Source organism: Microvirga makkahensis (genome assembly GCF_009830105.1).
Lineage (GTDB): Bacteria > Pseudomonadota > Alphaproteobacteria > Rhizobiales > Beijerinckiaceae > Microvirga > Microvirga makkahensis.
Genome location: NZ_WURB01000003.1, coordinates 183,419 through 204,485 on the forward strand (window position 1 = coordinate 183,419; position 21,067 = coordinate 204,485).

Here is a 21,067-nt window from a genome sequence, read left to right on the forward strand (position 1 = left end):
CCGACCTGATTCCATCACTATGCTGTGTCGATGATCTGAGGGTTTCCTTCGGTTTCAGGCATAGGAAGGGCATTGTAGCCTCCCGGTGGGAGGCCACTTGAAACGGTTTGAACGCTGAGCAGGGAGGGTCCGCGCCGGATGCAGCCCCGGTCTCCCGTGGGCTGAGCTATGGGTGCGGGTTGCGTCCCGCCGAACGGTTCCAGACGAACAGGGCCTCGTCGCTGTCCAGCGCCGCGCCGACCTGATCCTTGCAGACGTACAGAGCCCATCCTTCATCGCGGATACGCTGCACGTCGGACGAACCGTACTGGATCAGTCCCCGCCACTTCATGCCAAGAAGCTCCTCGAACTCCTCGCCGCGTGTCTCAGGAACACGCCAGAGCAGGTGGCAGTGAAGGTTGGTGTCGGCGTGCTCGATGAAGCCGATGCACCCCATCCGCTTCTCGGCGGGCAGCCGGTTGAACCGCTTCCCGAACAGGGCGCGGCTCGTCCAGTAGTCCAGCGTATCGAGATCGGTCTGGACCTGTTCCGGGGCGATCTTGCGAATGGTCGGCAGGCGATTGACGCCGGGTTCCACCGGAACACCGGATGACGGGAGGCGAAGGCACTCCCCATCGTCCGTGATGCGGAAGGCCGGTGCCGTGGTGCCGCCGTACATGTTGTTGTAGCTCAAGGTGACGGCGAAGTTGGCGGGAAAGTCGAGGAAGACGCGCACCCACGCATCGGCTAGTGCTGAGTTCTGACGCATGACGAAGGCTCCGCGTCAGAGGTCCAAGGACCGCAGCCATTCATGGACGGCCAGACGGGTTCCATCCGATCCGCCGTAACGGTCCTCGTCGTCATAGTACGCCTCGATAACAGTGTGCGTTGCCCATGGCTGCATCAGGTCGCCGTTACGCCAGACCGCGCGGACCCGGAAAGACCATGCGAGGTCCGGGTGCTCGAACAGGTAGCTCCACGTCACCGCATCGCGCGGAATGCCGTAGCGGCTGCCGATCTGGCGGGGCGTGATGCACGCGCCCTCGATGGTCCAGACCTCCCGATCAGGCTCCGATAAATAGTGACGAACAAGGCGCTGGATGATAATCTGATTGGCAATGTCAGCTTCAGTATTATTGGTCAGCAAAACTCAGTCTCCAAGTAATACGCGCAGGATAACAAAGACGGACTGCGCCTGCGATATTTATCACGGAGGTTGGAATGCTTGCTCGTAACCTGATGAATGCCTACAAGATGATGCGCGCCCTCGGCCTTGTTCGGTCCAAACGGGACTACTCGCGCCGCTGGCTCGGGCGCGGCCAGACGTATTTGCGCGATTACGAACTTCGGGGCCGTGACTTCGTGCAGGTGCCAGCGGCCACCGTCACCCGGCTTCGTTCACGACTGCGGGCCGTGGCCGACCGGGTGCCCGCAGGCATTCGTACGGAGATCGAGGCCGTCATCGCCACCATCGACCAAGGAACGGCGGTGGCCGATCTGCTGGCTCGACGCGGATGAACTTCAACCCGGTTAGGACAATTTGAGACCGGCGATGGGAAGCTGGATTGGCGGCACGGCTCGATTAGCGCGGTTGGAGTTCGAGAACCATATCCTGATCCCCTTCCCTTTTCTATAAAACTCCATTCTTTCGACGACGGTGTTTATAGGGTTCGCTTCCTTGCGCAGCACGTCGATGAACAAGATCGACGCCCTTCTCGACGGCTACTCTTGGATTTCTTCAGGCTCCGGTCCCCATCGGCTAGGCCAAAAGCCCCACATCACGCCGTCCTTCAGGTACTGGCTGCGTCCGGTGGCGCGCATACGAATTTCGACGACGCCGCTCGGGTGGAACCTGATGCGCTCAATGAACTCGCGCAGGACCTGAGCGACCTTGGCGCGAAAAGCGAAGCGCTCGTCCTTCGGGACCTCGTCTAGTTGGTCGATGAGGTCTTTGAATTGTGCCGTCTGCTCAGGCCCCCAGGCTAACACCCGGATCGCCCTGAGGCGCTTCTCAAGCTCTGCGATCTCACCGGCCAGGAGTACCTTCTGGGCTTCGGCCTTGACGATGCGGTCCCTGGCGGTAGGGCTCAGATCGTACAGGTCCATCCACTGTTCGATCTTCAGGGTGAGGTCGCCGATTTCCAGTTGCTTGACCGCGATCTGGCGCTCCAGTTCCTTGATCTCGGGAGGAGGCGTGTCGTCAACTCTTACGCCGTGGTCAGCGAACCATCCCACGATTTCACGCTCCAGCTTCACGTACCGGAACTTGAAATTGTTGTCGCATTGGCTGCGGCGGAGCCTTGAGCACCGAAGCATGGCATCCTGGCGCTGACCTTCGGGCTTATAGACCATCGTCTTGCCGCACTTGCCGCACTGGCTGAAACCGGAAAAAAGGTTGGAATAATATTTCCCGCGCGGCCCTGCCGCGTTGGGCGTCCAGCCCTGGCCCCTGGCCTTGGTCAGTCGGGTCTCGGAAGCAGCTTGGGCCTTCAGCCACGTGTCCTCGTCGATGATGCGCGGGAAATAGTCTGTGATCGGATCGCCCATTGGGACCCGCTTCTTCTTCCGGACACCGTTTTCCTCGACCGTCTCCATACGCTTTGGCTGAAACCAGCCAGTAACAGCACGGCTCTGGATGACCTTCACGACCGTTCCACCGTGCCAACCGTCGCCCCAGTCACTGAAAGGAGGAATGCCATCTTCGTTCAGTCTAGACGCGATCTTGCCCTTGCCAATCCCGCCAATGAACTCGTCGAAGATGCGCTCGACGACCTTCACCCTATCCTCGATCAGGTCAAACCCAGTCCGCTTTTCGTTGAGTTTTAGCCAGAACGGCGCGCGAGCAGTGAGCTTCACTTCTGCGATCTGGCCGCGTTTCGTGTTCCACCTCTCGCGAAGGCGGTTCGCCTTTAGGGCACTCTCTTCATGCGCACGGGACATGATCGCGAGGCTGATGATCAGTTGGGTCCAGTCCTTTTTGATCGAGTCGCGGCTGTATTCGTACCCGTCAGCCAACGTCACGAGGACAATCCCAGCCCTGATGATGCGAGAGAAAATTTCCAAGGCATCTAGGACGTGATCGCGGCTTAATCGGTCCAGCGATTCCACAAGGAGATAAGAACCGCTGGCGATTTGGCCTTCCTCGACCATGGTGAGGAACTTGCCCAGCGCCCCATTCAGATTGGAGCCATCGAAAGCGGACACGCCCATTTCACGCAGCGTAGTATCCAGAGATAGGCCACGCTTCTCGGCATACTCCTCCGAGGCCGCAAGCTGACGCCGAAGAGAATCGCCCTTGATTTGGCGAGCGGAACTCATCCGGATGTACGAATAGGCTTTCGGTCGGGTCTGGACAGGAGGGTTTACGTGCTTCAATGTTGGCCCCGGTAGCTCTGGAATCGTTTAGTAATTTATCGGGTATCATTTGACGATGTGATAGATCCCCGCGGCACGCAGCACGTCGCTCGTGGCCTCGCCGATCAGCCCGCGCTTGCCGGTGACGAGCGCCGCGCCGACCCCACCCGCCGCGCCGCCGATGGAGGCCGCGATCCGGCGGGTCAGCGCGTTGCGCGCCTCGTCCACGCGGGCGGCAAGCCACAACCGCCAATCGGGCGGTGCGGCCGGCTCGATGCGGCGCACGGTGCCCGTGAAGGAGCCTACGGCACCGATCCCCTTGTAATAGGCGTCGCGGGCGAAATCGTATCCCCCCGGCCAGGCGGGCTCCGGCGGCGGGAGCAGACGCACGGTTCCTGCGACGAACTCACCCGCGGAAAGCGCTTCGCCCTTGCGGACGGATACCCGTACGAGCCGCGGCCGCGCCGCCTCGCCGATGCCCTGCAGAGACGCCACACGCAGCAGAATGCGCCTGCCCTGCTCCCGCTCCTCTACGGACTCGATGAAGCCCGTGACCGGCGCGATCACGATGCGCGTCAGCACGGGCGCAGCAACGGTGCGCGTCCGGATGATCCCCGCCGCAAACCCGGCAAAGACGGCCGCGAGGCCGACGCTCAGGACAAGAGCGAAGAGGTTATGGCGCAACCACATGGCTGAAGCGCCACACACCGCCAAGGCGCCGAGCGGCGCCCAGAGGGAAGGCTCCTCGGCCTGGAAGAACAGGGAAACCCCAATGCCGAAGCAGACGGCAAGCCAGGGAAAGAGCCGCCGCTGTCCGATCTCCTGAGCAAGGCATCGCCCCAGCCAATCCCGCCAGTCCGGAATGCCCCAATCCACGGCCCGACCGGAGAGGTGCGACAGCGCGACGGTCCGCGCAACGCTGCGCGGGATCCGGCTGGGCTCTCCATTCTTGTCTTGCGTCATGGCTTTGGCTTAACGCGGGGGCGGTTGCATGCTAGACGAACCGACGCTTCGGCCCAAACCGCCCTGTGGATGAGCCGGACGAAGCCGAGCCTGTTGCCAAGGCCGCACAATCATTTGAGAGTTTCAACCAAGGTTCCCTGCGATGACCGTTGTCACCCGCTTCGCTCCCTCGCCTACCGGCTTCCTGCATATCGGCGGGGGACGCACGGCCCTGTTCAATTGGCTCTATGCCAAACGGCATGGGGGCAAGATGCTGCTGCGCATCGAAGATACGGACCGGGAACGCTCGACCAACGCTGCCATCGCGGCGATCCTCGATGGCCTGAAATGGCTCGGCCTCGATTGGGACGGCGATGTCGTCCATCAGTTTTCCCGCGCCGCCCGGCACCGGGAAGTGGCAGAGACCCTGCTCGCCCAGGGCCGCGCCTATTACTGCTATGCGACCCAGCAGGAACTGGAGGAGATGCGCGAGACCGCCCGCAAGGAGGGACGCCCGTCCCGCTACGATGGCCGCTGGCGCGATCGTGATCCCTCCGAGGCTCCGAAGGACTTGAAGCCCGTTATCCGCCTGAAGGCGCCCACCGAAGGCGAGACCGTGGTGGAGGACGAGGTGCAGGGCCGCGTGGTGTGGCAGAACAAGGATCTGGACGATCTCGTACTGCTGCGCTCGGACGGCACACCGACCTACATGCTCGCCGTGGTGGTGGACGACCACGACATGGGCGTCACGCATGTAATCCGCGGCGATGACCATCTGACCAACGCCGCGCGCCAGACGCAGATCTATCAGGCCATGGGCTGGGAGGTGCCGAAGATGGCGCATATTCCGCTCATTCACGGACCCGACGGCGCCAAGCTGTCCAAGCGCCACGGTGCGCTCGGCGTCGAGGCCTATCGCAGCATGGGCTACCTGCCGGTTGCGCTGCGCAACTACCTTGTGCGCCTCGGCTGGAGCCACGGCGACCAGGAGATCTTCTCCACCGAGGAGATGATCCAGTCCTTCGATCTCAAGAATATAGGCCGGTCCCCCGCCCGCTTCGATTTCGCGAAGCTCGAGAACCTCAATGGCCATTACATGCGTCTGTCGCAGGACGAGGACCTCGTGCAGGCCGTCGAGGTCATCCTCCCGGAGATCGGGCCTGAGCGTGGCCTCGGCCCGACATTCCCGCCCGAACTCCGGGAGAAACTGCTGGCGGCCATGCCCGGCCTGAAGGAGCGCGCCAAGACGCTCGTGGAGCTTCTGGACAGCGCCTACTACCTTTATGCCCAGCGCCCGCTGAGGCTGGACGACAAGGCAGCCGGCCTCCTTGCCGACGGACGGGCGCGTCTTGCCGGAATCGTCGAGAAACTTGAGGCCGTCGACGAGTGGAACGCCCGGAGCGTGGAAGCCGTCGTACGCGAGCATGCGGAAGTGATCGGGGCGAAGCTCGGGCAGGTAGCCCAGCCGCTGCGGGCTGCCCTTACGGGCCGGGCCACCTCTCCCGGCCTCTTCGATGTGATGGCGGTGCTCGGCAAGGATGAAACCCTGTCCCGGCTTCAAGACCAGTTGAGCGGTGCGCCTGCTGCATAGCAGGCGCTTACCGTCTTTAGACGTGCTTGCCCCTATCCAGCGGATAAGCTACCGAGGGTCCATTCTCCCACCGACCGGCTGACCTCGGTCCGGCAGCCCAAGCCCGGGACCTCTCCTCCGATCGCTTGGTTGCTCTAGGTTATGCCCGGCCTCCTGCTGAAAGGTCGAAGACCCATGAGTTCCAACACAACACTCACTGTCGACAACAAGGCCGTGGAACTAGCGGTGAAAGAGGGCACCATCGGCCCGAGCGTCGTCGACATTTCGAAGCTGTACGCCCAGACCGGGATGTTCACCTACGATCCGGGCTTCACTTCGACCGCAAGCTGCGAGTCGAAGATCACCTACATCGATGGCGATCAGGGCGTTCTGCTGTATCGCGGATACCCCATCGATCAGCTCGCCGAGCACGGCGACTTCCTCGAGACCTGCTATCTGCTGCTCTACGGAGAACTGCCGACCGCCGCTCAGAAGGCCGATTTCGACTACCGTGTCACGCGCCACACCATGGTGCATGACCAGATGAACCGGTTCTTCACCGGCTTCCGCCGCGACGCTCACCCCATGGCCATCATGGTTGCCTGCGTGGGCGCGTTGTCCGCCTTCTATCACGACTCCACGGACATCTCGGATCCGCAGCAGCGCATGATCGCGTCCATGCGCATGATCGCCAAGATGCCGACGCTTGCCGCCATGGCCTATAAGTACTCCATCGGCCAGCCCTTCGTGTATCCGCAGAACGATCTGGACTACACCTCGAACTTCCTGCGCATGTGCTTTGCCGTGCCCTGCGAGGATTACAAGGTGAACCCGGTTCTCTCGCGCGCACTCGACCGCATCTTTATCCTGCACGCAGACCACGAGCAGAACGCGTCGACCTCCACGGTGCGCTTGGCCGGCTCGTCCGGCGCCAACCCCTTCGCCTGCATCGCAGCCGGCATCGCCTGCCTCTGGGGTCCTGCCCACGGCGGCGCGAACGAAGCCGCTCTGAAGATGCTGGAGGAGATCGGCACGCCGGATCGCATCCCCGAATTCATCGCCCGTGCGAAGGACAAGAACGATCCGTTCCGCCTCATGGGTTTCGGCCACCGGGTGTACAAGAACTACGACCCGCGCGCCAAGATCATGCAGAAGACCACCCACGAGGTGCTGAACGAGCTCGGCATCAAGGACGATCCGCTCCTCGACGTCGCCATGGAGCTGGAGCAGATCGCGCTGAAGGACGATTACTTCATCGAGAAGAAGCTCTACCCGAACATCGACTTCTATTCGGGCATCACCCTCAAGGCGATGGGCTTCCCCACCTCCATGTTCACGGTGCTTTTCGCGCTCGCCCGCACGGTCGGTTGGATCGCGCAGTGGAGCGAGATGATCGAAGATCCGTCCCAGCGCATCGGCCGTCCGCGCCAGCTCTACACCGGCCCGACGGAGCGCAATTACGTGACCGTCGCCCAGCGGGGGTAAGCGTCACCCTGATAGGAAAAGAAAGGGGCCGAAAGGCCCCTTTTCGCTTGAGGTACGCTGATCAGTGACGTGGTTGGCCGGAACAAGGCCCGGCATGATGCCGGGGGCGTGCGACCCAGGGCCTGGCGCATCGTACGAAAAAGCGGATCCGGTTCGCCGCCACGGAATGCGGCAAACCAAAGACGTAAGATACTTTTACGTCAACGGAAACAGCTCTGACGCCTCGCCTCCAACACCTCGTCCACGATCCGCGCCGCCCGTTCGCTCGGCATCTCGTCGCCAATCCGCATCTGTTCGTCGAGGTGCCGGAGGGCGGCCTCCTGGCGCTGACGCTCCGGCGTGTCGGACAGAAGCGGCAGCAGCGCGGTGACGAGGGCTTCCGGAGTGCAATCATCCTGGATGAATTCGGGAATCGCGTTCTCGCCCAGGACGAGGTTGGTGAGAACGATGGACTCCGCCTTGATGAGAGGGCGCAAAATGACCGCCTCGATCACCGACACCTTGTAGGCCACCACCATCGGAACGCCCGCGAGACCGAGTTCCAGGGTCACGGTGCCCGAAGCGGCAAGCGCCGCATCCGCGCTTCGGAAGGCCTGCCACTTGGCGGCTTCCCCCTCGATGATGCGCGGCTTGACGCTCCAGACGGATACCCCCTCCCGGATGGTTTGTGCGAGATGCGGCACGGCGGGGATCGTGACCTCGAAGTCGCGTGGCGAACGCTTCTGAAGCAGCGTCAGGGTCTCGCCGAAGGTCTCGAGCAGACGACTGACCTCGGACCGGCGGCTGCCGGGAAGCACGAGAAGATTGAGCGGCCCGCCCTTGCGGAAATCTCGCTCGCCCGCCGCGGGCCTGAACTCCCCCACCCGTTCAATGAGCGGGTGGCCCACATATGTCGTCGGCGGCCCGCCGAGCCGCTTGTGCGCGTCCGGCTCGAAGGGCAGCAGAGCCAGGAGGTGATCCACATAGGCCCTCATTCTCGCGGCGCGGCCCGGACGCCATGCCCAGACGGAAGGGCTGACGTAATCCACGATCGGGATATGCGGTGCGCGTTTGCGAACGGCCTTGGCCACGCGATGGGTGAAATCGGGACTGTCGATGATGACGAGCAGGTCAGGATTGGCCGCCACCACCGCATCCGCCGTCATGCGGATACGGCCGAGCACCGTCGGCAGCCGTCCGATGACGGCGACGATGCCCATGACGGCGATGTCCTCGAGTGGAAACAGACTTTTCAGGCCTTCCGCCTCCATGGCCCGCCCGCCGACGCCGCCGAATCGCAGTTTCGCGGATCCGAGACGTGCTTTCAGCGCCCGCATGAGCTTCGCGCCGAGTTGATCGCCGGACTCCTCACCCGAGACGATCCAGATGTTCAGCCGACCCGTCTCACACATGCGCTCGCTCCATCCAGGGAAGATCGACCGCGATGAGGAAAAGGCCGAGACGATCCGCGACGCGCAGCGTTTCATCCTGTTCCAGCACGAAGGTCGAGCCTGCACCGATCGCAATGCCCGAAAGCCCCGACTTCGCGGCCTCCGCAACGGTGCGAGGACCGATGGTCGGCATGTCCACCCGCAGATCCTGGCCGCGCTTGGCAGCCTTGATCAGCACCCCACCCTCTTTGCGGCGGCGAAGGCCGAGCCAGGATTGGCGCAGATGTCCGACCCGGCGCAGCATGCGATCCGTACCCTCCGGGCCTTCGATGGCGAGCACATGCTTGCGGGCAATCACGGCCCCCTGTCCGATGTCGAAGGCCGACAGCGAGGCAAGGAGATCGAGACCTACGGCAATCGCCTGCCGGTCGTCGTCGTGAGGCTGCAGGACACTGCTCAAGGACCGGGACGCAACGAGATCGGGCGCAAGCTCGTGAGCGCCCACGACGCGGTGTCCGCGCTCCTCGATGAGCATCACGGCTCCGCGCAGAACCTGGTCGTCGCCCCGGGCGATCACTTCCTTCACCTCCTGCATGTTTCGCAGGGCCGAGTAGGCTCCGAGCAAGGCCGAGAATCCGGGACGGCGCACGGCGCCGACGAGAGAGACGGCGCGCGGATTCCACTCGTCGAGGGTACTCAGGATCGTCTTGAGATCGAGTAGGTCCACATTGGCGTGGGCCTTCTTCCGCAGCTCGAGGGCTGCGAAGCCCCTGAAGGCGAGAACGCGATAGTCCTGGCCGGTTTTTTCGAGATGCTCGACGACCTGAATCGGTAGACGCCCGCTCCCGGCCACGATCGCGACCGGGCCGACAGAGTCGGGAGCGGGCCGGGAGGAGTCCACTCCCGCCGATATTTCGCTCTCTGGCTGCATGCGGCCTCAGCCGACGGAACCGACCGGGTCCCGGGGCGTGCAGATCGAACGGTCCTTGCCCTCACGGATGAAGTCCAGGATTTCGTGCACGAAGGGATGGTTGGCGAACTCGGCCGCCACGTCCTCGACGCGCTCCGAGAGCGTGCCCTCGTCCGCGAAGAGCAAGCGATAGGCGCGGCGGATGTCGTGGATCTGCTCGCGGGTGAAGTTGCGCCGGCGCATGCCGATGATGTTGAGACCGGCAAGATGCGCGCGGTTCCCCATGGCCATGCCATAAGGGATCAGGTCGTTCTCCAGGCCCGACATGCCGCCCACGAAGGCGTGGTTGCCGACCCGGGCGAACTGGATGACGGCGGAGCCGCCGCCGAAGATGACGAAATTGCCGACCGTCACGTGGCCTGCCAGCATCACGTTGTTGGACAGGATGCAATCGTTGCCGACCTTCGTGTCGTGCCCCACATGTGAGCCTGCGAGGAAGGCGCAACGGTCTCCGATCACCGTCCGAAGGCCGCCGCCTTCGGTGCCGGGGTTCATGGTGACACCTTCGCGGATGATGCAATCGGCGCCGATCTCGAGCGTCGAGACCTCCCCCCGATACTTGAGATCCTGCGGAATGTGCCCGATGGATGCGAAGGGAAAGATACGCGTGCGGGGACCGATCTTCGTCTTGCCCGCGAGCGCCACGTGGCTGACGAGCTGACAGCCCTCACCCAGTTCGACTTCAGGCCCCACGGTGCAGAACGGACCGATCCTGACGCCCGTGCCGATCTTGGCGCCGTCTTCGACGACGGCGGTGGGATGGATCACGGTTTCCATTATTCAGACACCAGCATGGCGCTGACTTCGCCCTCGCAGACAAGCACGCCGTCAACCTTGGCCTCGCCCTTGTACCACCACATGTTGCGGCGGTTGTTGAGCTTCTTCATGTGGAACTCGACCCTGTCGCCGGGCTCCACGGGCTTGCGGAACTTCACCTTGTCGATCGTCATGAAGAACACCTGCTTGGGCTTCTCCTGCTCGGCCATCTTGGCCTTGACGCAGATGGCCCCCGCGGTCTGGGCCATGGCCTCGATGAGGAACACGCCCGGGAAAATCGGACGAGACGGGAAATGGCCCGTGAATTGTGGCTCATTGAAGGTGACGTTCTTGATTCCGATGCACGAGTTGTCGCCGTCGATCTCGATGATCTTGTCGACCAACAGGAAAGGATAACGATGGGGCAACAACTCGAGAATCTCGAGAATGTCGGCGGTTTGAAGCGTGGTGGGCGCTTCGGACATGACTGAAATCTCCAGATAGGCCTGGCGTATCGGTTTTTAGGACGACGCGCCGTCGTCTTTGTCGGAATCGCCCTTGGATGCAAGTTTTTTCAAGGCGGTGATTTCGCGGAACCATTCGCGCACGGGCCGGGCGGGAACGCCGCCCCAGCGTGCGCCGGCCGGCACGTCGCCGTTGACGGCGCTCGTCGCCGCGATTTGCGCGCCCATGCCGATCCGCACATGGCCCCTCACGGCGACTTGGCCGCCGAGCGCCACATAATCCTCGAGCGTGCTCGAACCGGCGATGCCGACTTGAGCAACGATGACGCAATGGCGACCGATGACCACGTTGTGACCGATCTGGACGAGGTTGTCGATCTTGGTACCCTCGCCGATGACCGTATCGCGGCTCGCACCCCGGTCGACTGTCGTGTTGGCGCCGATCTCAACGTCATCCTGGATGATGACGCGCCCGATCTGCGGCACCTTGAGATGTCCCTGCGGGCCCATGGCGAAGCCGAAGCCGTCCTGGCCGATGCGGACGCCGGGATGCAGGATGACCCGGTTTCCGATGAAGGCATTGGACACGGTGACATGAGGCGCAAGCGAACAGTCCCGGCCGATCTTCACATGCGACCCGACCACCGAATGGGCTCCGACGACCGTGCCGGCCCCGATCTCCGCATGCGGGCCGATGACGGCTCCGGGATCCACCGTGACCCCGTGCTCCAGCCGGGCCAAAGGATGCACGAAAGAGCCGGGTGAGATGCCCGTGGCTGCGAAGGACGATTCCGGGCGCAGCGCCGTGGGGAACATCCTGCCCATCACCTGGGCGAATACCCGGTAGGCCAGCGGCGTCACGATGGCGACCGTATGCGCAGGCACCTTCGCCGCGAAACGAGGCGTGACGAGGCACGCGCCGGCACGGGTCCTGCTCAACGCTCCCACATAGGCCGGATTGTCCATATAGGCCAGATCGTTCGGGCCTGCGCTCTCGAGCGGAGCGACGCCTTTAAGCAAAAACTCCCCGTCGGCATCGTCGGGGAGCGTTGTCTGCGCCATCTCCGTCACCTGACGCAGGTTAAGCGTCTGGTTTTGCGGAAAGAAATTGGTTTCTGTCATGAAAAAGCGAGGGCGCCGCGAAGGCGCCCTCCCCGATTAGAAGCGCGTGCCGCCGGAGAACCGGAAGGACTGCGTCCGGTCCCCGCCGATCCGCGTACCATCCGCCTGGAGAATGCCCTCTTCCTTTGAGAGCGCGACTGCGTAGTCGAACCGGATCGGACCGAGCGGCGAAGACCACAGGATCGACGCGCCGACCGAGGAACGGATCTTGTGGCTGTCGAGAACCAGGATGCAGTCCTGAGGCTGCCCTGCATCGCGCTCGCAGGTCCCACCGCCATCGGGATCGAAGACGCTGCCGCCGCCGGGATTGAACTGGGTCGGGCCCTCGTAGCCGAAGAGCGTACCGGCATCCGCGAACACGGCACCCTTCAGGCCCAGCTCCCTCGGCAGGCCGAAGATCGGGAACTGCACTTCGAGCGAGCCGCCGAAATAGGTTGTGCCACCGATGGCGTTGGCATTCGCGTCGGGGCTCGAGATGTCGCGCGGGCCGAGGCCGTTCGTCGCGAAGCCGCGGACCAGAGACGGCCCCATGAAGAAGTGGTCCACGATGCGCAGGTCGGCGCCGTCACTGTCATTGCCGAGGCCCATGATGTGACCGCCCTGGACACGGGCGATACCGACGATATCCTCGAACAGCTCGTGATAATAACGGGCGTCACCGGTGGCGCGGAAATAGCGCGAGTCGCCGCCGAGACCGGCGAAATCCGTCTTCACCTCGGCATAGAAGCCGTTGCGCGGATCGCGGGTGCTGTCGAGGGTATTGTAGTTGAAGGTCAGGCCGGCGAGCGACGTGATGGTCGAGCCCTGCGATTCCTTGATCGCCAGGGACGCCTCGCCATTCGCCAGACAGTTGGTGCTCGTCGTGACCCCGGGGATCGGGAACGAGCAGTCGTTGTACGGCTTGTCCTCGTCGTTCGGGATCTCCAGATCCTGCTGATAGAGCGAGTAGCGGGCCGTGACCGTGAACTCTTCCGTGAAGGGCAGGCCGAGGCGGATTTGACCGCCCGTCATGCGGTTCTCGTAACGGGAATACCGTGTCTGATCGCTGAACTTCGAGAACAGGTCGATGCCTGCGGCCATCCGGTAGCCGAGGAAGTACGGCTCGGTGAAGGAGAAGTCGACGCCGTTCGTCCGCTGTCCGAGCTGGCCCGCGAGACGGACGAACTGGCCGCGCCCGAGGAAGTTCGTTTCCGTGACAGCAACCTCGCCGATGAAGCCGTCGGCGGTCGAGTAACCGCCCGAGACCGAGAAGGAGCCGGTGGACTGATCCTCCACGTCCACGTTCACGACCACGCGGTCGGCCGAGGAGCCGGGCTCGTTGGAGACGCGAACCTGCTTGAAGTAGCCCAGGTTGTTCAGGCGGCGTTCGGCACGGTCGATCATCACCTGGTTGTAGGCATCGCCCTCGCCCAGATCGAACTCGCGGCGGATCACATAGTCGCGGGTGCGGGTGTTGCCGCGGATGTTGATGCGCTCGATGTAGATGCGCGGCCCTTCCTCGATCACGTAGCCGAGGTTGACCGTACGGCTCCCGGGATCGCGGGTGCCAACGGGGCGAACCAGCACGAACGGATTGCCCTGTCGCGCCACGGTGCGGGTCATGGCCTCGACCGACTTCTCGACGGCATCGGCGCTGTAGACGGAGCCGGCGGAGACCGACAGATCGCTGCGCAGCGCTTCGGCATCCACGCCCGGGACGCGGGAGTCGATGCTGACATTGCCCACCCGGTACTGCTCACCCTCCTCGACCGCGATGGTGACAATGTATCCGCCAGCATTGGCGTCGAACGTCACATCGCTGGAAACGATGCGGAAATCGGCGTAGCCGTTCTTCAGGTAATAGCGACGGATCAGCTCCAGATCATTGGAGAGACGACCCGGATCGTAGATGTCCGAGCTCTTGAGGAAGCTCAGGATATTGGACTCCGTGGTCTGCATGACGCTGCGCAGACGGCCAGATGAAATCTGGCTGTTGCCGACGAATCGGATCTCTTTCACGCCCGTCTTGTCGCCCTCGACGATGGTGTAAACCACGTCGACGCGGCCATTGGGCAGATCCACGATGCGCGGGGTCACCTGGGCCAGGCCCCGCCCCTGACGGCGATAGACCTCGAGAATGCTCTGCACGTCGGCGTCGATGGCCGCCTGGTTCACAGGCGTCCGCGCCCGGCTTTGCAGCACACCCTCGAGCAAGGCCTTTTCCACCTTGCTGTTGCCCTCGACGGCGACCCGGTTGATCAGGGGCCCCTGGGCGGCAGAAGCGCGGCTCCTCGTCTGCGGCACCCGCTGAGCAAGAGCGCTGTCCGCAACGGTGAGGCCAGCCATCAGCGCGCTCATGGCGATCATTGCGGTGGCGGCCGGCTTCTTCCGGCGTGGCGTGGTCGTCGACATCATCAACTGGCCCGTTTCTTTTATACTTTGTCCGTCGCGAGGCGAGCTCGCGGGTCAGAAACACGCGTCCCAACCTATTTGGTGCTGCCCCGCTTGTACAAACTTTCGCCGTCATTGCAAACGGCACATACAAACAGAGTAGCAATTTTTAACCGGCGTGGCGTCCTTGTCACGTTCGGCCTGCCACAAAACTTGTGACAAGGTGAACGAGGCCTCACCCGAACGAGCGGGTCAGGTCGCTCCAGGTTGCCAGAAGCATCAGCATCGCCACGAAGGCAAACCCTATCCTGAAGCCGATCTCCTGGGCTCTTTCACTCAAGGGCCGGCCGCGGACAGCCTCGATCGCATAGAACAAGAGGTGCCCGCCATCCAGTAACGGAATGGGGAAAAGGTTAATGAGTCCGATCGAGACCGACATGAAGCCGATGAGGTTCACCAGGCTGTAGATCCCGCCGATCTCGTAGGCTGTTCCCGCGATTCGAGCGATCCCGACCGGTCCGGAGAGCTGATCGATCGACTCGCGCCCCAAAACGAGGCGGCGCACGAAGTTGATCGTCCGATCCACCTGATTCCAGGTGTCGACGGCACCGGCCTTCAAAGCGCCCCAGGGGGAGTACGAGATGCGCTTGATCGCCGAGCGGTCCTGGGAAGCCTGAACCCCCAGGAGGCCGATGCGCTGCTTGCCGAAGGGCGTATCCCTCTCCTCGATCTTAGGAATCGCCGTGAGATTCACGATTTCGCCGTTTCGCTCGACCTGGAAGTTCAGCGCCTCGCCCGAGCTCGAGCTGACGATCATCTGCATGTCGGCGAAGGTCTCGATCCGGGTGCCGTCGATGGAGCGGATCACGTCCTGGGGCTGAAACCCTCCCGCCTCAGCCGCGCTGCCGGGGATCACCTTCTCGATGACCGGCTCCAGGACCATCTTCCCGCTGAAGTAATTGAAGCCCGCGAAAATCGCGATCGCCAGGATGAAGTTGGCGATCGGCCCGGCCGCCACGGTGGCCGCGCGCTTGGCGACATTTTGATGGGGAAAACTGATGGCCCGCTGCTCGGGTGGCATCTGCTCGGCGCCCTGTGCGTCCGGAACGCTCGCGGCGTTCAGGTCGCCCACGAACTTCACGTAGCCGCCGAGGGGAATCGCCGAGATCTTCCAGCGCGTGCCGTTCCGGTCCGTCCAGCCGATGAGTTCGGGCCCGAAACCGATGGAGAACGCCATCACGCCAATGCCGCATCGGCGTCCGACCCAGTAATGGCCGAATTCGTGGATGAAGACGACCACCGTCAGCACCACGAGGAAGGCGAGCAGCGTCAGGGCCAGAGATCCCGTCGCTCCGCCGATAGTCATAAGCCAGTCCATCATCGTTCCTTCCGCACCCTGCCAGGATGCCTTACGTCAGCTTGCGGGAACGAGCCGCCGCGCCATGACCCGGGCCTCGCCGTCGATGGCAAGGGCGTCCGCGACCGTCGCAGGAGCCTTCCCGCTTCCAGAGAAACTTGAGCAAACTGCCTCAACGATCTCTGATATCGCATAAAATCCTATGTTTCCCGCCATATAGGCCTCGACGGCGACCTCGTTGGCCGCATTCAGAACCGTAGGGATGGCTCCCCCGGCCTGAAGCGCGGCCTTGGCCAGTGCAAGGCATGGGAAACGCGCCTCGTCCGCTCGCTCGAACGTTAAACGGCCAATCGCGGCAAGATCGAGACGGGGCAGGTCCATGACCAGACGCTCCTGCCCGCGCAGGGCATTGGCGATCGGCACTCTCATGTCCGGGAGCGCGAGCCCGGCGGAAACGGCTCCGTCGGCCCATTGCACGAGCCCGTGGACGATGGCTTCCGGATGGACGAGCACGTCGAGGCGCTCTGCCTCGAGATCGAACAGGTGGTGAGCCTCGATCAGCTCGAGCCCTTTGTTCATCAGGGTGGCCGAGTCGATGTTGATCTTGGAGCCCATGGACCAGACCGGATGGACCGAAGCCTCCTTGGCGCTTGCCCGAGCGATCTGCTCCTGCGACCAGGTGCGGAACGGACCGCCGCTCGCGGTGATCACAGCCTTTTCCACATCCCTGTTCAGCCCGGCTGCGAGAGCGTGCTCGAGGGCGTTGTGCTCGGAATCCACAGGCATGATCTCGACTCCGAGGCGGCGAGCATCCGCCATGAAGGCCGCACCCGCGCAAACGAGGCTTTCCTTGTTGGCGAGTGCGATCCGCCGCCCCGGCTTCAGAGACGCATGGGTCGGCTCCAAGCCGGCGGTGCCGCTGATGGCTGCGAGCACGACATCGGAGGGGCGGTCTACGGCTTCGAGCACGGCGGAACGACCCGCCCCGCTCGCGATACCCGTTCCGGAGAGAGCCTCCTTGAGCGCGGGACCGGCGCGCTCATCGGACAGGGCCGCAAATTTGACGTTCAGGCGCTTGGCGGCTTCTGCGAGGGCCGGGACGTTGCGTCCTCCGACGACGGCCTCGACCTGGAACTCGTCCCTATGCGCAAGAACCACTTCCGCCGTGGAGCGGCCGATGGAGCCGCTGGCCCCGAGGATCGTGAGAGAACGTGGCATGAAGGACTAAGAGGCTCCGTGCGTGACGAAAAGGATGATTCCGATGATGAGAGAGACGGCCCAGAATCCGTCGAGACGATCCATCACTCCGCCATGCCCAGGGATAAGATGGCTCGAATCCTTCACATCGCAATGGCGTTTGAGCGCCGATTCCGCGAGGTCGCCGATCTGGCTCGCGACGGAAGCGACCATGGACAGTGCTATCGTGCTGCCCAGGGAGAATGAATGCGTCACGCCGAAACTCCCGCCCAGCCACACCACCAGACATCCGGCAAGGGTTGCCGCAATCAGTCCTCCGAAGAACCCGGACCAGGTTTTCTTCGGGCTGATTGCAGGGCAGAGCTTGGGTCCGCCGAGTGTGCGCCCGGTGAAATAGGCGGCTATATCGGTGGTCCATACAACCGCGAACATCCAGATCAGTCCGAGGATTCCAATCTCGGGATAGTCCCGGACCATGGGCGGAACGAGCACGATGACCACGGCGTAGGCAAATCCCGAGGCCGCCCACAATTTCTCCCGTGAACCCTTGGTGATCAACGCTCCCAAAGCCAAGAAAACAAGCCCTGTCACTGCTCCGATCACGAAGCTCCCGCCCGAAAGGTAGAGCAGCGTCAAGGCAACGAGCCCCAGACCGAAGACAGTCTGCACGATCCGGCGCGGCTCGGCGCCGGTCATATCCGCCCATTCGACCATTATCGCGATTCCAGCAGCCAGCCAGAACAGGGCGAAAGGCCAGCCGCCCCAATAGGCAGCCGCAAGCGCGAGCGCGATCATGACGATCGCGGACAGGACCCTGGTCTTCAACTCGCTGGAAGGAGCTTTGGGAGCCAAGGCGGGACCCTCGGTGCTAGCCATCGTCAGCAGGCCTTGGCACTCAGGCCGCCGAACCGCCGGTCACGGCGGCGATACTCGTCGAGAGCCGCCTTGAAGGAGGCATCATCGAAGTCGGGCCAGAAGACAGGCAGGAAGACGAACTCGGAATAGGCCGTCTGCCAGGTCAGGAAGTTTGAAACGCGCTGTTCGCCGGATGTGCGGATGACGAGATCGGGGTCGGGGATATCATGGGTATCGAGGGACGCGCCGACCATCTCCATGTCGATCGCCTCAGGATCGAGCAGCCCCTCCTTCACCTTCCGGGCGAGCGCGCGCACGGCACTCGCGATCTCCTGGCGGCCGCCGTAGTTGAACGCAATCACCAAAGTGAGGCCCGTGTTGGTGCGGGTCAGCTGCTCCGCTTCCTCCAGCAATAGGCGGATGTCGGCGGCAAGCCCCTCTCGCGCGCCGATGACCCGAACCCGGACATTGTTGGAATGGAGTTCCGCGAGATCGTGGCGCAAGAAGCGCTTGAGCAGCCCCATCAGGAAGGAAACCTCCTCCTCGGGACGACGCCAGTTCTCGGCTGAGAAACTGTAGACGGTGAGATAGCGGATATCGTGTGCGGCGGCCGTTTGGACGGCCCGGCGGATCGCCTCGATTCCCTTGCGGTGCCCCTCGAAGCGAGGCAGCCCCCTCTGGGCGGCCCAGCGGCCGTTTCCATCCATGATGATGGCAACATGGGTCGGCAACTCCCCGCCCGGCGCTACACGGGCAAGAATGGGAGCCGACCGCTGGGCTTCGCCGCTCATGTCAAGGTTCCGATGCAAGTCTAGGCTTAGACTTGCATGATTTCCTTTTCCTTGGCCACCAGGAGCTGATCGATTTCCGCCACGAACTGGTCGGTGGCTTTCTGCACCTGCTCGCCATCCCGCTTGGCGTCGTCCTCGCTGATTGCCGAGTCCTTTTCCAGCTTCTTCAGGAGGTCGAGGCCGTCACGGCGCACGTGGCGGACGGCGATACGGGCCTCTTCCGCATATTTGTGGGCGACCTTGACCATCTCCTTGCGCCGCTGCTCGTTCATCTCGGGAATGCGCAGGCGGATGACCTGCCCCTCCGTCTGCGGGTTGAGGCCGAGATCCGACTCACGGATGGCCTTCTCTACGGCGGCGACCATGCCGCGATCCCAGACCTGCACGCTCAGCAGACGCGGCTCCGGCACGTTGACGGTGGCCACCTGCGTGATCGGCATCAGCGAGCCGTAGGCATCGACCTGAATCGGATCGAGAAGGTTGGGCGAGGCGCGGCCCGTGCGAAGGCTGCCCAAGTCATGTTTGAAAGCGTTGATGGCGCCCTGCATGCGGCGCTTTACATCGGCGAGGTCAAAGGTCGTAGCCATGAGATCTTTTCCTTACGCGAACTTTCTAGAAACGGGCTTACGCTGCCCAAGGTCCCGCATCAAGGCCCTAGAGTAACGAACCTAAAAGTGGAATGCACTTTCGGATGCCGCCGGACATTCCCTGTTATGAACGTGAAACTCGGGCTCACTCCCTCGTGTGGCGGCAGGCTTCACGGGACCACGGCTGTCGACGGCACTTTTCCGAGGAGCAGATCGGTCACCGAGCTTGGAGCATGAACGGAACCGACGATGATCGACAGCCGGCTCTCCCGCGCGAGCGCAAATGCCGCGGTATCCATCACCTTTAGATCCTTGGCGATGGCCTCGTCGTGGGTGAGGCGATCGAACCGGACCGCGGCCGGGTCTTTCTTGGGATCGGCGGAATAGACCCCGTCCACCTGGGTCGCTTTGAGCACCGCGTCGCATTTCAGCTCGGCTGCGCGCAGCACGGCGGCCGTGTCCGTCGTGAAAAACGGATTGCCCGTGCCGCCGGCAAGGACCACCACCTGCCCCTTGTCCAGATGGTGCAGGGCGGGCTGGCGGGCATAGGTTTCGCAGATCGTGGGCATGGAGACCGCCGACATGGTGCGGGCAGGCACCCCGGCCGCGTTCAGGGCCGTTTCGATGGCCAGCGAGTTCATTACGGTGCCGAGCATCCCCATGGAATCTGCGGTGGGTCGGTCGATCCACCCGGCGGCGCTCATGCGCGCGCCACGGATGATGTTGCCGCCGCCGATCACAACAGCGATCTCGAAGCCTGCCCTGGTGGCATTGGCGAGATCCTGGGCGAGGCTCGAGAGCACCTGTGTATCGAGCCAGTATCCGTCAGGAGCCATCAAGGCCTCTCCCGAAAGCTTCACCAGAATGCGCCGGAATTGTGCCACTGTCGGACTCCCCTGTTGGCTTCGATTGATCCTCTCATGAAAACGGCGGCTTCTCAGCCGCCGTTTTGTGCCTGGAGGTCTTAGGCCTTGAGACCGGCCTGGGCGGCGACTTCGGCCGCGAAGTCCGGAGCCTCCTCCTTCTCGATGCCCTCGCCGAGAGCATAGCGGACGAAGGCCTTCAGGTTGACGGGCTTGCCGGCTTTGGACTCGGCTTCCTTGAGCACCTGGGTAACCGTCTTGGAGGGATCGTGCACGAAGGGCTGGTCGAGAAGCGTGACTTCCTTGAAGTAGCTCTTCAGGCCGCTCTCGACGATCTTCTGCATCACGTGATCCGGTTTGCCGGCGTTCTTGTCGCGCAGGATCGCGGTCTCCCGATCGATGGTGGCCTGGTCGACGCCCGAGGCGTCGAGGGCAACCGGGTTGGTGGCAGCCACGTGCATCGCGATCTGGCGGCCGAGCGTGCTCAGAGCCTCGACATCGCCTTCGGATTCCAGCGCAACCAGCACACCGATCTTGCCGAGGCCTTCGGACACGGCATTGTGCACGTAGGACGCGATCACGCCCTTCGAGACTTCGAGCTTCGCGATGCGGCGCAGGGTCATGTTCTCGCCGATGGTGGCGATGAGCTCCTGCAGGCGGTCTTTCACGGTGACGCTGGAGCCCGGGAACGTGGCAGCTTCGAGCGCCTCGACAGTGCCATTGCCGTTCAGCCCAATCTTGGCCGCTTCGCGAACGAAGGCCTGGAACTGGTCGTTACGGGCGACGAAGTCCGTCTCCGAGTTGACCTCGAGGATGGTAGCGGTGTGACCGGACGATTCGACAGCGACGAGGCCCTCGGCAGCGACGCGGCCGGCCTTCTTGGCAGCCTTGGAGAGGCCCTTCTTGCGGAGCCAGTCGATGGCGGCTTCCATGTCGCCGTTGGTTTCGGCAAGAGCGGTCTTGCAGTCCATCATGCCGGCGCTGGTCGTCTCGCGCAGCTCCTTCACCATCGCAGCGGTGATATTCGCCATGGCT

The 21,067-nt window shown here is 63.2% G+C and carries 20 protein-coding genes; 3 read left to right on the forward strand and 17 right to left on the reverse strand.

Annotated features, from left to right (window positions below):
• Positions 1 to 166 precede the first annotated feature (166 nt).
• Positions 167 to 748 (reverse strand): hypothetical protein, encoded by a 582-nt coding sequence (locus GR328_RS05665; protein WP_160883554.1) that lies wholly within the window; start codon positions 746 to 748, stop codon positions 167 to 169.
• A gap of 15 nt (positions 749 to 763) precedes the next feature.
• Positions 764 to 1,126 carry a hypothetical protein gene (locus GR328_RS05670; RefSeq protein WP_160883555.1) on the reverse strand — a complete coding sequence of 121 codons (363 nt, stop codon included), beginning with the start codon at positions 1,124 to 1,126 and terminating at the stop codon, positions 764 to 766.
• A gap of 74 nt (positions 1,127 to 1,200) precedes the next feature.
• On the opposite strand from GR328_RS05670, the gene GR328_RS05675 reads away from it, so the two are divergent.
• On the forward strand, positions 1,201 to 1,497 hold the full coding sequence (locus tag GR328_RS05675; RefSeq protein WP_160883556.1) for a DUF6626 family protein: 297 nt from the start codon (positions 1,201 to 1,203) through the stop codon (positions 1,495 to 1,497).
• A 204-nt stretch (positions 1,498 to 1,701) separates the two neighbouring features.
• Here the strand turns inward: GR328_RS05675 and GR328_RS05680 are convergent, their stop codons facing one another.
• Together GR328_RS05680 and GR328_RS05685 are read right to left on the reverse strand one after the other, a co-directional pair.
• Positions 1,702 to 3,354 carry a recombinase family protein gene (locus GR328_RS05680; protein ID WP_160883557.1) on the reverse strand — a complete coding sequence of 551 codons (1,653 nt, stop codon included), beginning with the start codon at positions 3,352 to 3,354 and terminating at the stop codon, positions 1,702 to 1,704.
• Between the two features lie 45 nt (positions 3,355 to 3,399).
• Positions 3,400 to 4,296, reverse strand: a complete 897-nt coding sequence (locus tag GR328_RS05685) for a DUF4131 domain-containing protein (RefSeq protein WP_160883558.1) — start codon at positions 4,294 to 4,296, stop codon at positions 3,400 to 3,402.
• Between the two features lie 142 nt (positions 4,297 to 4,438).
• On the opposite strand from GR328_RS05685, the gene gltX reads away from it, so the two are divergent.
• A complete protein-coding gene (gltX, locus tag GR328_RS05690) occupies positions 4,439 to 5,866 on the forward strand; it encodes a glutamate--tRNA ligase (protein ID WP_160883559.1) in 1,428 nt (475 codons plus the stop codon).
• Between the two features lie 174 nt (positions 5,867 to 6,040).
• A complete protein-coding gene (gene gltA / locus GR328_RS05695; RefSeq protein ID WP_160883560.1) occupies positions 6,041 to 7,330 on the forward strand; it encodes a citrate synthase in 1,290 nt (429 codons plus the stop codon).
• A gap of 200 nt (positions 7,331 to 7,530) precedes the next feature.
• Here gltA and lpxB read toward each other — a convergent pair whose 3' ends face one another.
• The 13 genes from lpxB to tsf all read right to left on the reverse strand — a co-directional run bounded on the left by lpxB (position 7,531) and on the right by tsf (position 21,063).
• Entirely contained in the window at positions 7,531 to 8,721 is a 1,191-nt protein-coding gene (gene lpxB / locus GR328_RS05700) for a lipid-A-disaccharide synthase (RefSeq protein ID WP_160883561.1), read from the reverse strand.
• On the reverse strand, positions 8,714 to 9,631 hold the full coding sequence (locus GR328_RS05705) for an LpxI family protein (RefSeq protein ID WP_160883562.1): 918 nt from the start codon (positions 9,629 to 9,631) through the stop codon (positions 8,714 to 8,716). Before GR328_RS05705 ends, lpxB begins: the two co-directional genes overlap by 8 nt.
• 6 nt (positions 9,632 to 9,637) lie before the next feature.
• Positions 9,638 to 10,447: an acyl-ACP--UDP-N-acetylglucosamine O-acyltransferase gene (lpxA, locus tag GR328_RS05710; protein ID WP_160883563.1), complete on the reverse strand. Its 810-nt coding sequence runs from the start codon at positions 10,445 to 10,447 to the stop codon at positions 9,638 to 9,640.
• Positions 10,447 to 10,911 (reverse strand): 3-hydroxyacyl-ACP dehydratase FabZ, encoded by a 465-nt coding sequence (gene fabZ, locus GR328_RS05715; RefSeq protein ID WP_160883564.1) that lies wholly within the window; start codon positions 10,909 to 10,911, stop codon positions 10,447 to 10,449. Before fabZ ends, lpxA begins: the two co-directional genes overlap by 1 nt.
• Positions 10,912 to 10,947: 36 nt before the next feature.
• On the reverse strand, positions 10,948 to 12,012 hold the full coding sequence (gene lpxD, locus GR328_RS05720) for a UDP-3-O-(3-hydroxymyristoyl)glucosamine N-acyltransferase (protein WP_160883565.1): 1,065 nt from the start codon (positions 12,010 to 12,012) through the stop codon (positions 10,948 to 10,950).
• Between the two features lie 36 nt (positions 12,013 to 12,048).
• A complete protein-coding gene (bamA, locus tag GR328_RS05725) occupies positions 12,049 to 14,406 on the reverse strand; it encodes an outer membrane protein assembly factor BamA (RefSeq protein ID WP_160883566.1) in 2,358 nt (785 codons plus the stop codon).
• Positions 14,407 to 14,617: 211 nt separating this feature from the next.
• Positions 14,618 to 15,760, reverse strand: coding sequence for an RIP metalloprotease RseP (gene rseP, locus GR328_RS05730; protein WP_160883737.1), 1,143 nt, complete (start codon positions 15,758 to 15,760; stop codon positions 14,618 to 14,620).
• A 36-nt stretch (positions 15,761 to 15,796) separates the two neighbouring features.
• Positions 15,797 to 16,957 carry a 1-deoxy-D-xylulose-5-phosphate reductoisomerase gene (gene dxr, locus GR328_RS05735; protein WP_160883567.1) on the reverse strand — a complete coding sequence of 387 codons (1,161 nt, stop codon included), beginning with the start codon at positions 16,955 to 16,957 and terminating at the stop codon, positions 15,797 to 15,799.
• 6 nt (positions 16,958 to 16,963) lie between these two features.
• Positions 16,964 to 17,812, reverse strand: coding sequence for a phosphatidate cytidylyltransferase (locus tag GR328_RS05740; RefSeq protein ID WP_160883568.1), 849 nt, complete (start codon positions 17,810 to 17,812; stop codon positions 16,964 to 16,966).
• Positions 17,813 to 17,814: 2 nt separating this feature from the next.
• Complete coding sequence (locus GR328_RS05745; protein ID WP_160883569.1) at positions 17,815 to 18,582, reverse strand: isoprenyl transferase; 768 nt, start codon at positions 18,580 to 18,582, stop codon at positions 17,815 to 17,817.
• Between the two features lie 26 nt (positions 18,583 to 18,608).
• The gene (gene frr, locus GR328_RS05750; protein WP_160883570.1) at positions 18,609 to 19,169 is read right to left on the reverse strand and encodes a ribosome recycling factor; all 561 of its coding nucleotides are present in this window, start codon (positions 19,167 to 19,169) and stop codon (positions 18,609 to 18,611) included.
• Positions 19,170 to 19,339: 170 nt separating this feature from the next.
• Positions 19,340 to 20,053: a UMP kinase gene (gene pyrH / locus GR328_RS05755; RefSeq protein WP_160883571.1), complete on the reverse strand. Its 714-nt coding sequence runs from the start codon at positions 20,051 to 20,053 to the stop codon at positions 19,340 to 19,342.
• An 80-nt stretch (positions 20,054 to 20,133) separates the two neighbouring features.
• Positions 20,134 to 21,063, reverse strand: a complete 930-nt coding sequence (gene tsf, locus GR328_RS05760; protein ID WP_160883572.1) for a translation elongation factor Ts — start codon at positions 21,061 to 21,063, stop codon at positions 20,134 to 20,136.
• Positions 21,064 to 21,067: the final 4 nt, after the last annotated feature.

Excerpts from the sequence above, each read along its gene's own strand:
- GR328_RS05665 (WP_160883554.1), bottom strand. The coding sequence starts at position 748 with ATGCGTCAGAACTCAGCACTAGCCGATGCGTGGGTGCGCGTCTTCCTC.
- GR328_RS05675 (WP_160883556.1), top strand. The coding sequence starts at position 1,201 with ATGCTTGCTCGTAACCTGATGAATGCCTACAAGATGATGCGCGCCCTC.
- GR328_RS05685 (WP_160883558.1), bottom strand. The coding sequence starts at position 4,296 with ATGACGCAAGACAAGAATGGAGAGCCCAGCCGGATCCCGCGCAGCGTT.
- gltX (WP_160883559.1), top strand. The coding sequence starts at position 4,439 with ATGACCGTTGTCACCCGCTTCGCTCCCTCGCCTACCGGCTTCCTGCAT.
- gltA (WP_160883560.1), top strand. The coding sequence starts at position 6,041 with ATGAGTTCCAACACAACACTCACTGTCGACAACAAGGCCGTGGAACTA.
- lpxB (WP_160883561.1), bottom strand. The coding sequence starts at position 8,721 with ATGTGTGAGACGGGTCGGCTGAACATCTGGATCGTCTCGGGTGAGGAG.
- GR328_RS05705 (WP_160883562.1), bottom strand. The coding sequence starts at position 9,631 with ATGCAGCCAGAGAGCGAAATATCGGCGGGAGTGGACTCCTCCCGGCCC.
- lpxA (WP_160883563.1), bottom strand. The coding sequence starts at position 10,447 with ATGGAAACCGTGATCCATCCCACCGCCGTCGTCGAAGACGGCGCCAAG.
- fabZ (WP_160883564.1), bottom strand. The coding sequence starts at position 10,911 with ATGTCCGAAGCGCCCACCACGCTTCAAACCGCCGACATTCTCGAGATT.
- lpxD (WP_160883565.1), bottom strand. The coding sequence starts at position 12,012 with ATGACAGAAACCAATTTCTTTCCGCAAAACCAGACGCTTAACCTGCGT.
- bamA (WP_160883566.1), bottom strand. The coding sequence starts at position 14,406 with ATGATGTCGACGACCACGCCACGCCGGAAGAAGCCGGCCGCCACCGCA.
- rseP (WP_160883737.1), bottom strand. The coding sequence starts at position 15,760 with ATGGACTGGCTTATGACTATCGGCGGAGCGACGGGATCTCTGGCCCTG.
- dxr (WP_160883567.1), bottom strand. The coding sequence starts at position 16,957 with ATGCCACGTTCTCTCACGATCCTCGGGGCCAGCGGCTCCATCGGCCGC.
- GR328_RS05740 (WP_160883568.1), bottom strand. The coding sequence starts at position 17,812 with ATGGCTAGCACCGAGGGTCCCGCCTTGGCTCCCAAAGCTCCTTCCAGC.
- GR328_RS05745 (WP_160883569.1), bottom strand. The coding sequence starts at position 18,582 with ATGAGCGGCGAAGCCCAGCGGTCGGCTCCCATTCTTGCCCGTGTAGCG.
- frr (WP_160883570.1), bottom strand. The coding sequence starts at position 19,169 with ATGGCTACGACCTTTGACCTCGCCGATGTAAAGCGCCGCATGCAGGGC.
- tsf (WP_160883572.1), bottom strand. The coding sequence starts at position 21,063 with ATGGCGAATATCACCGCTGCGATGGTGAAGGAGCTGCGCGAGACGACC.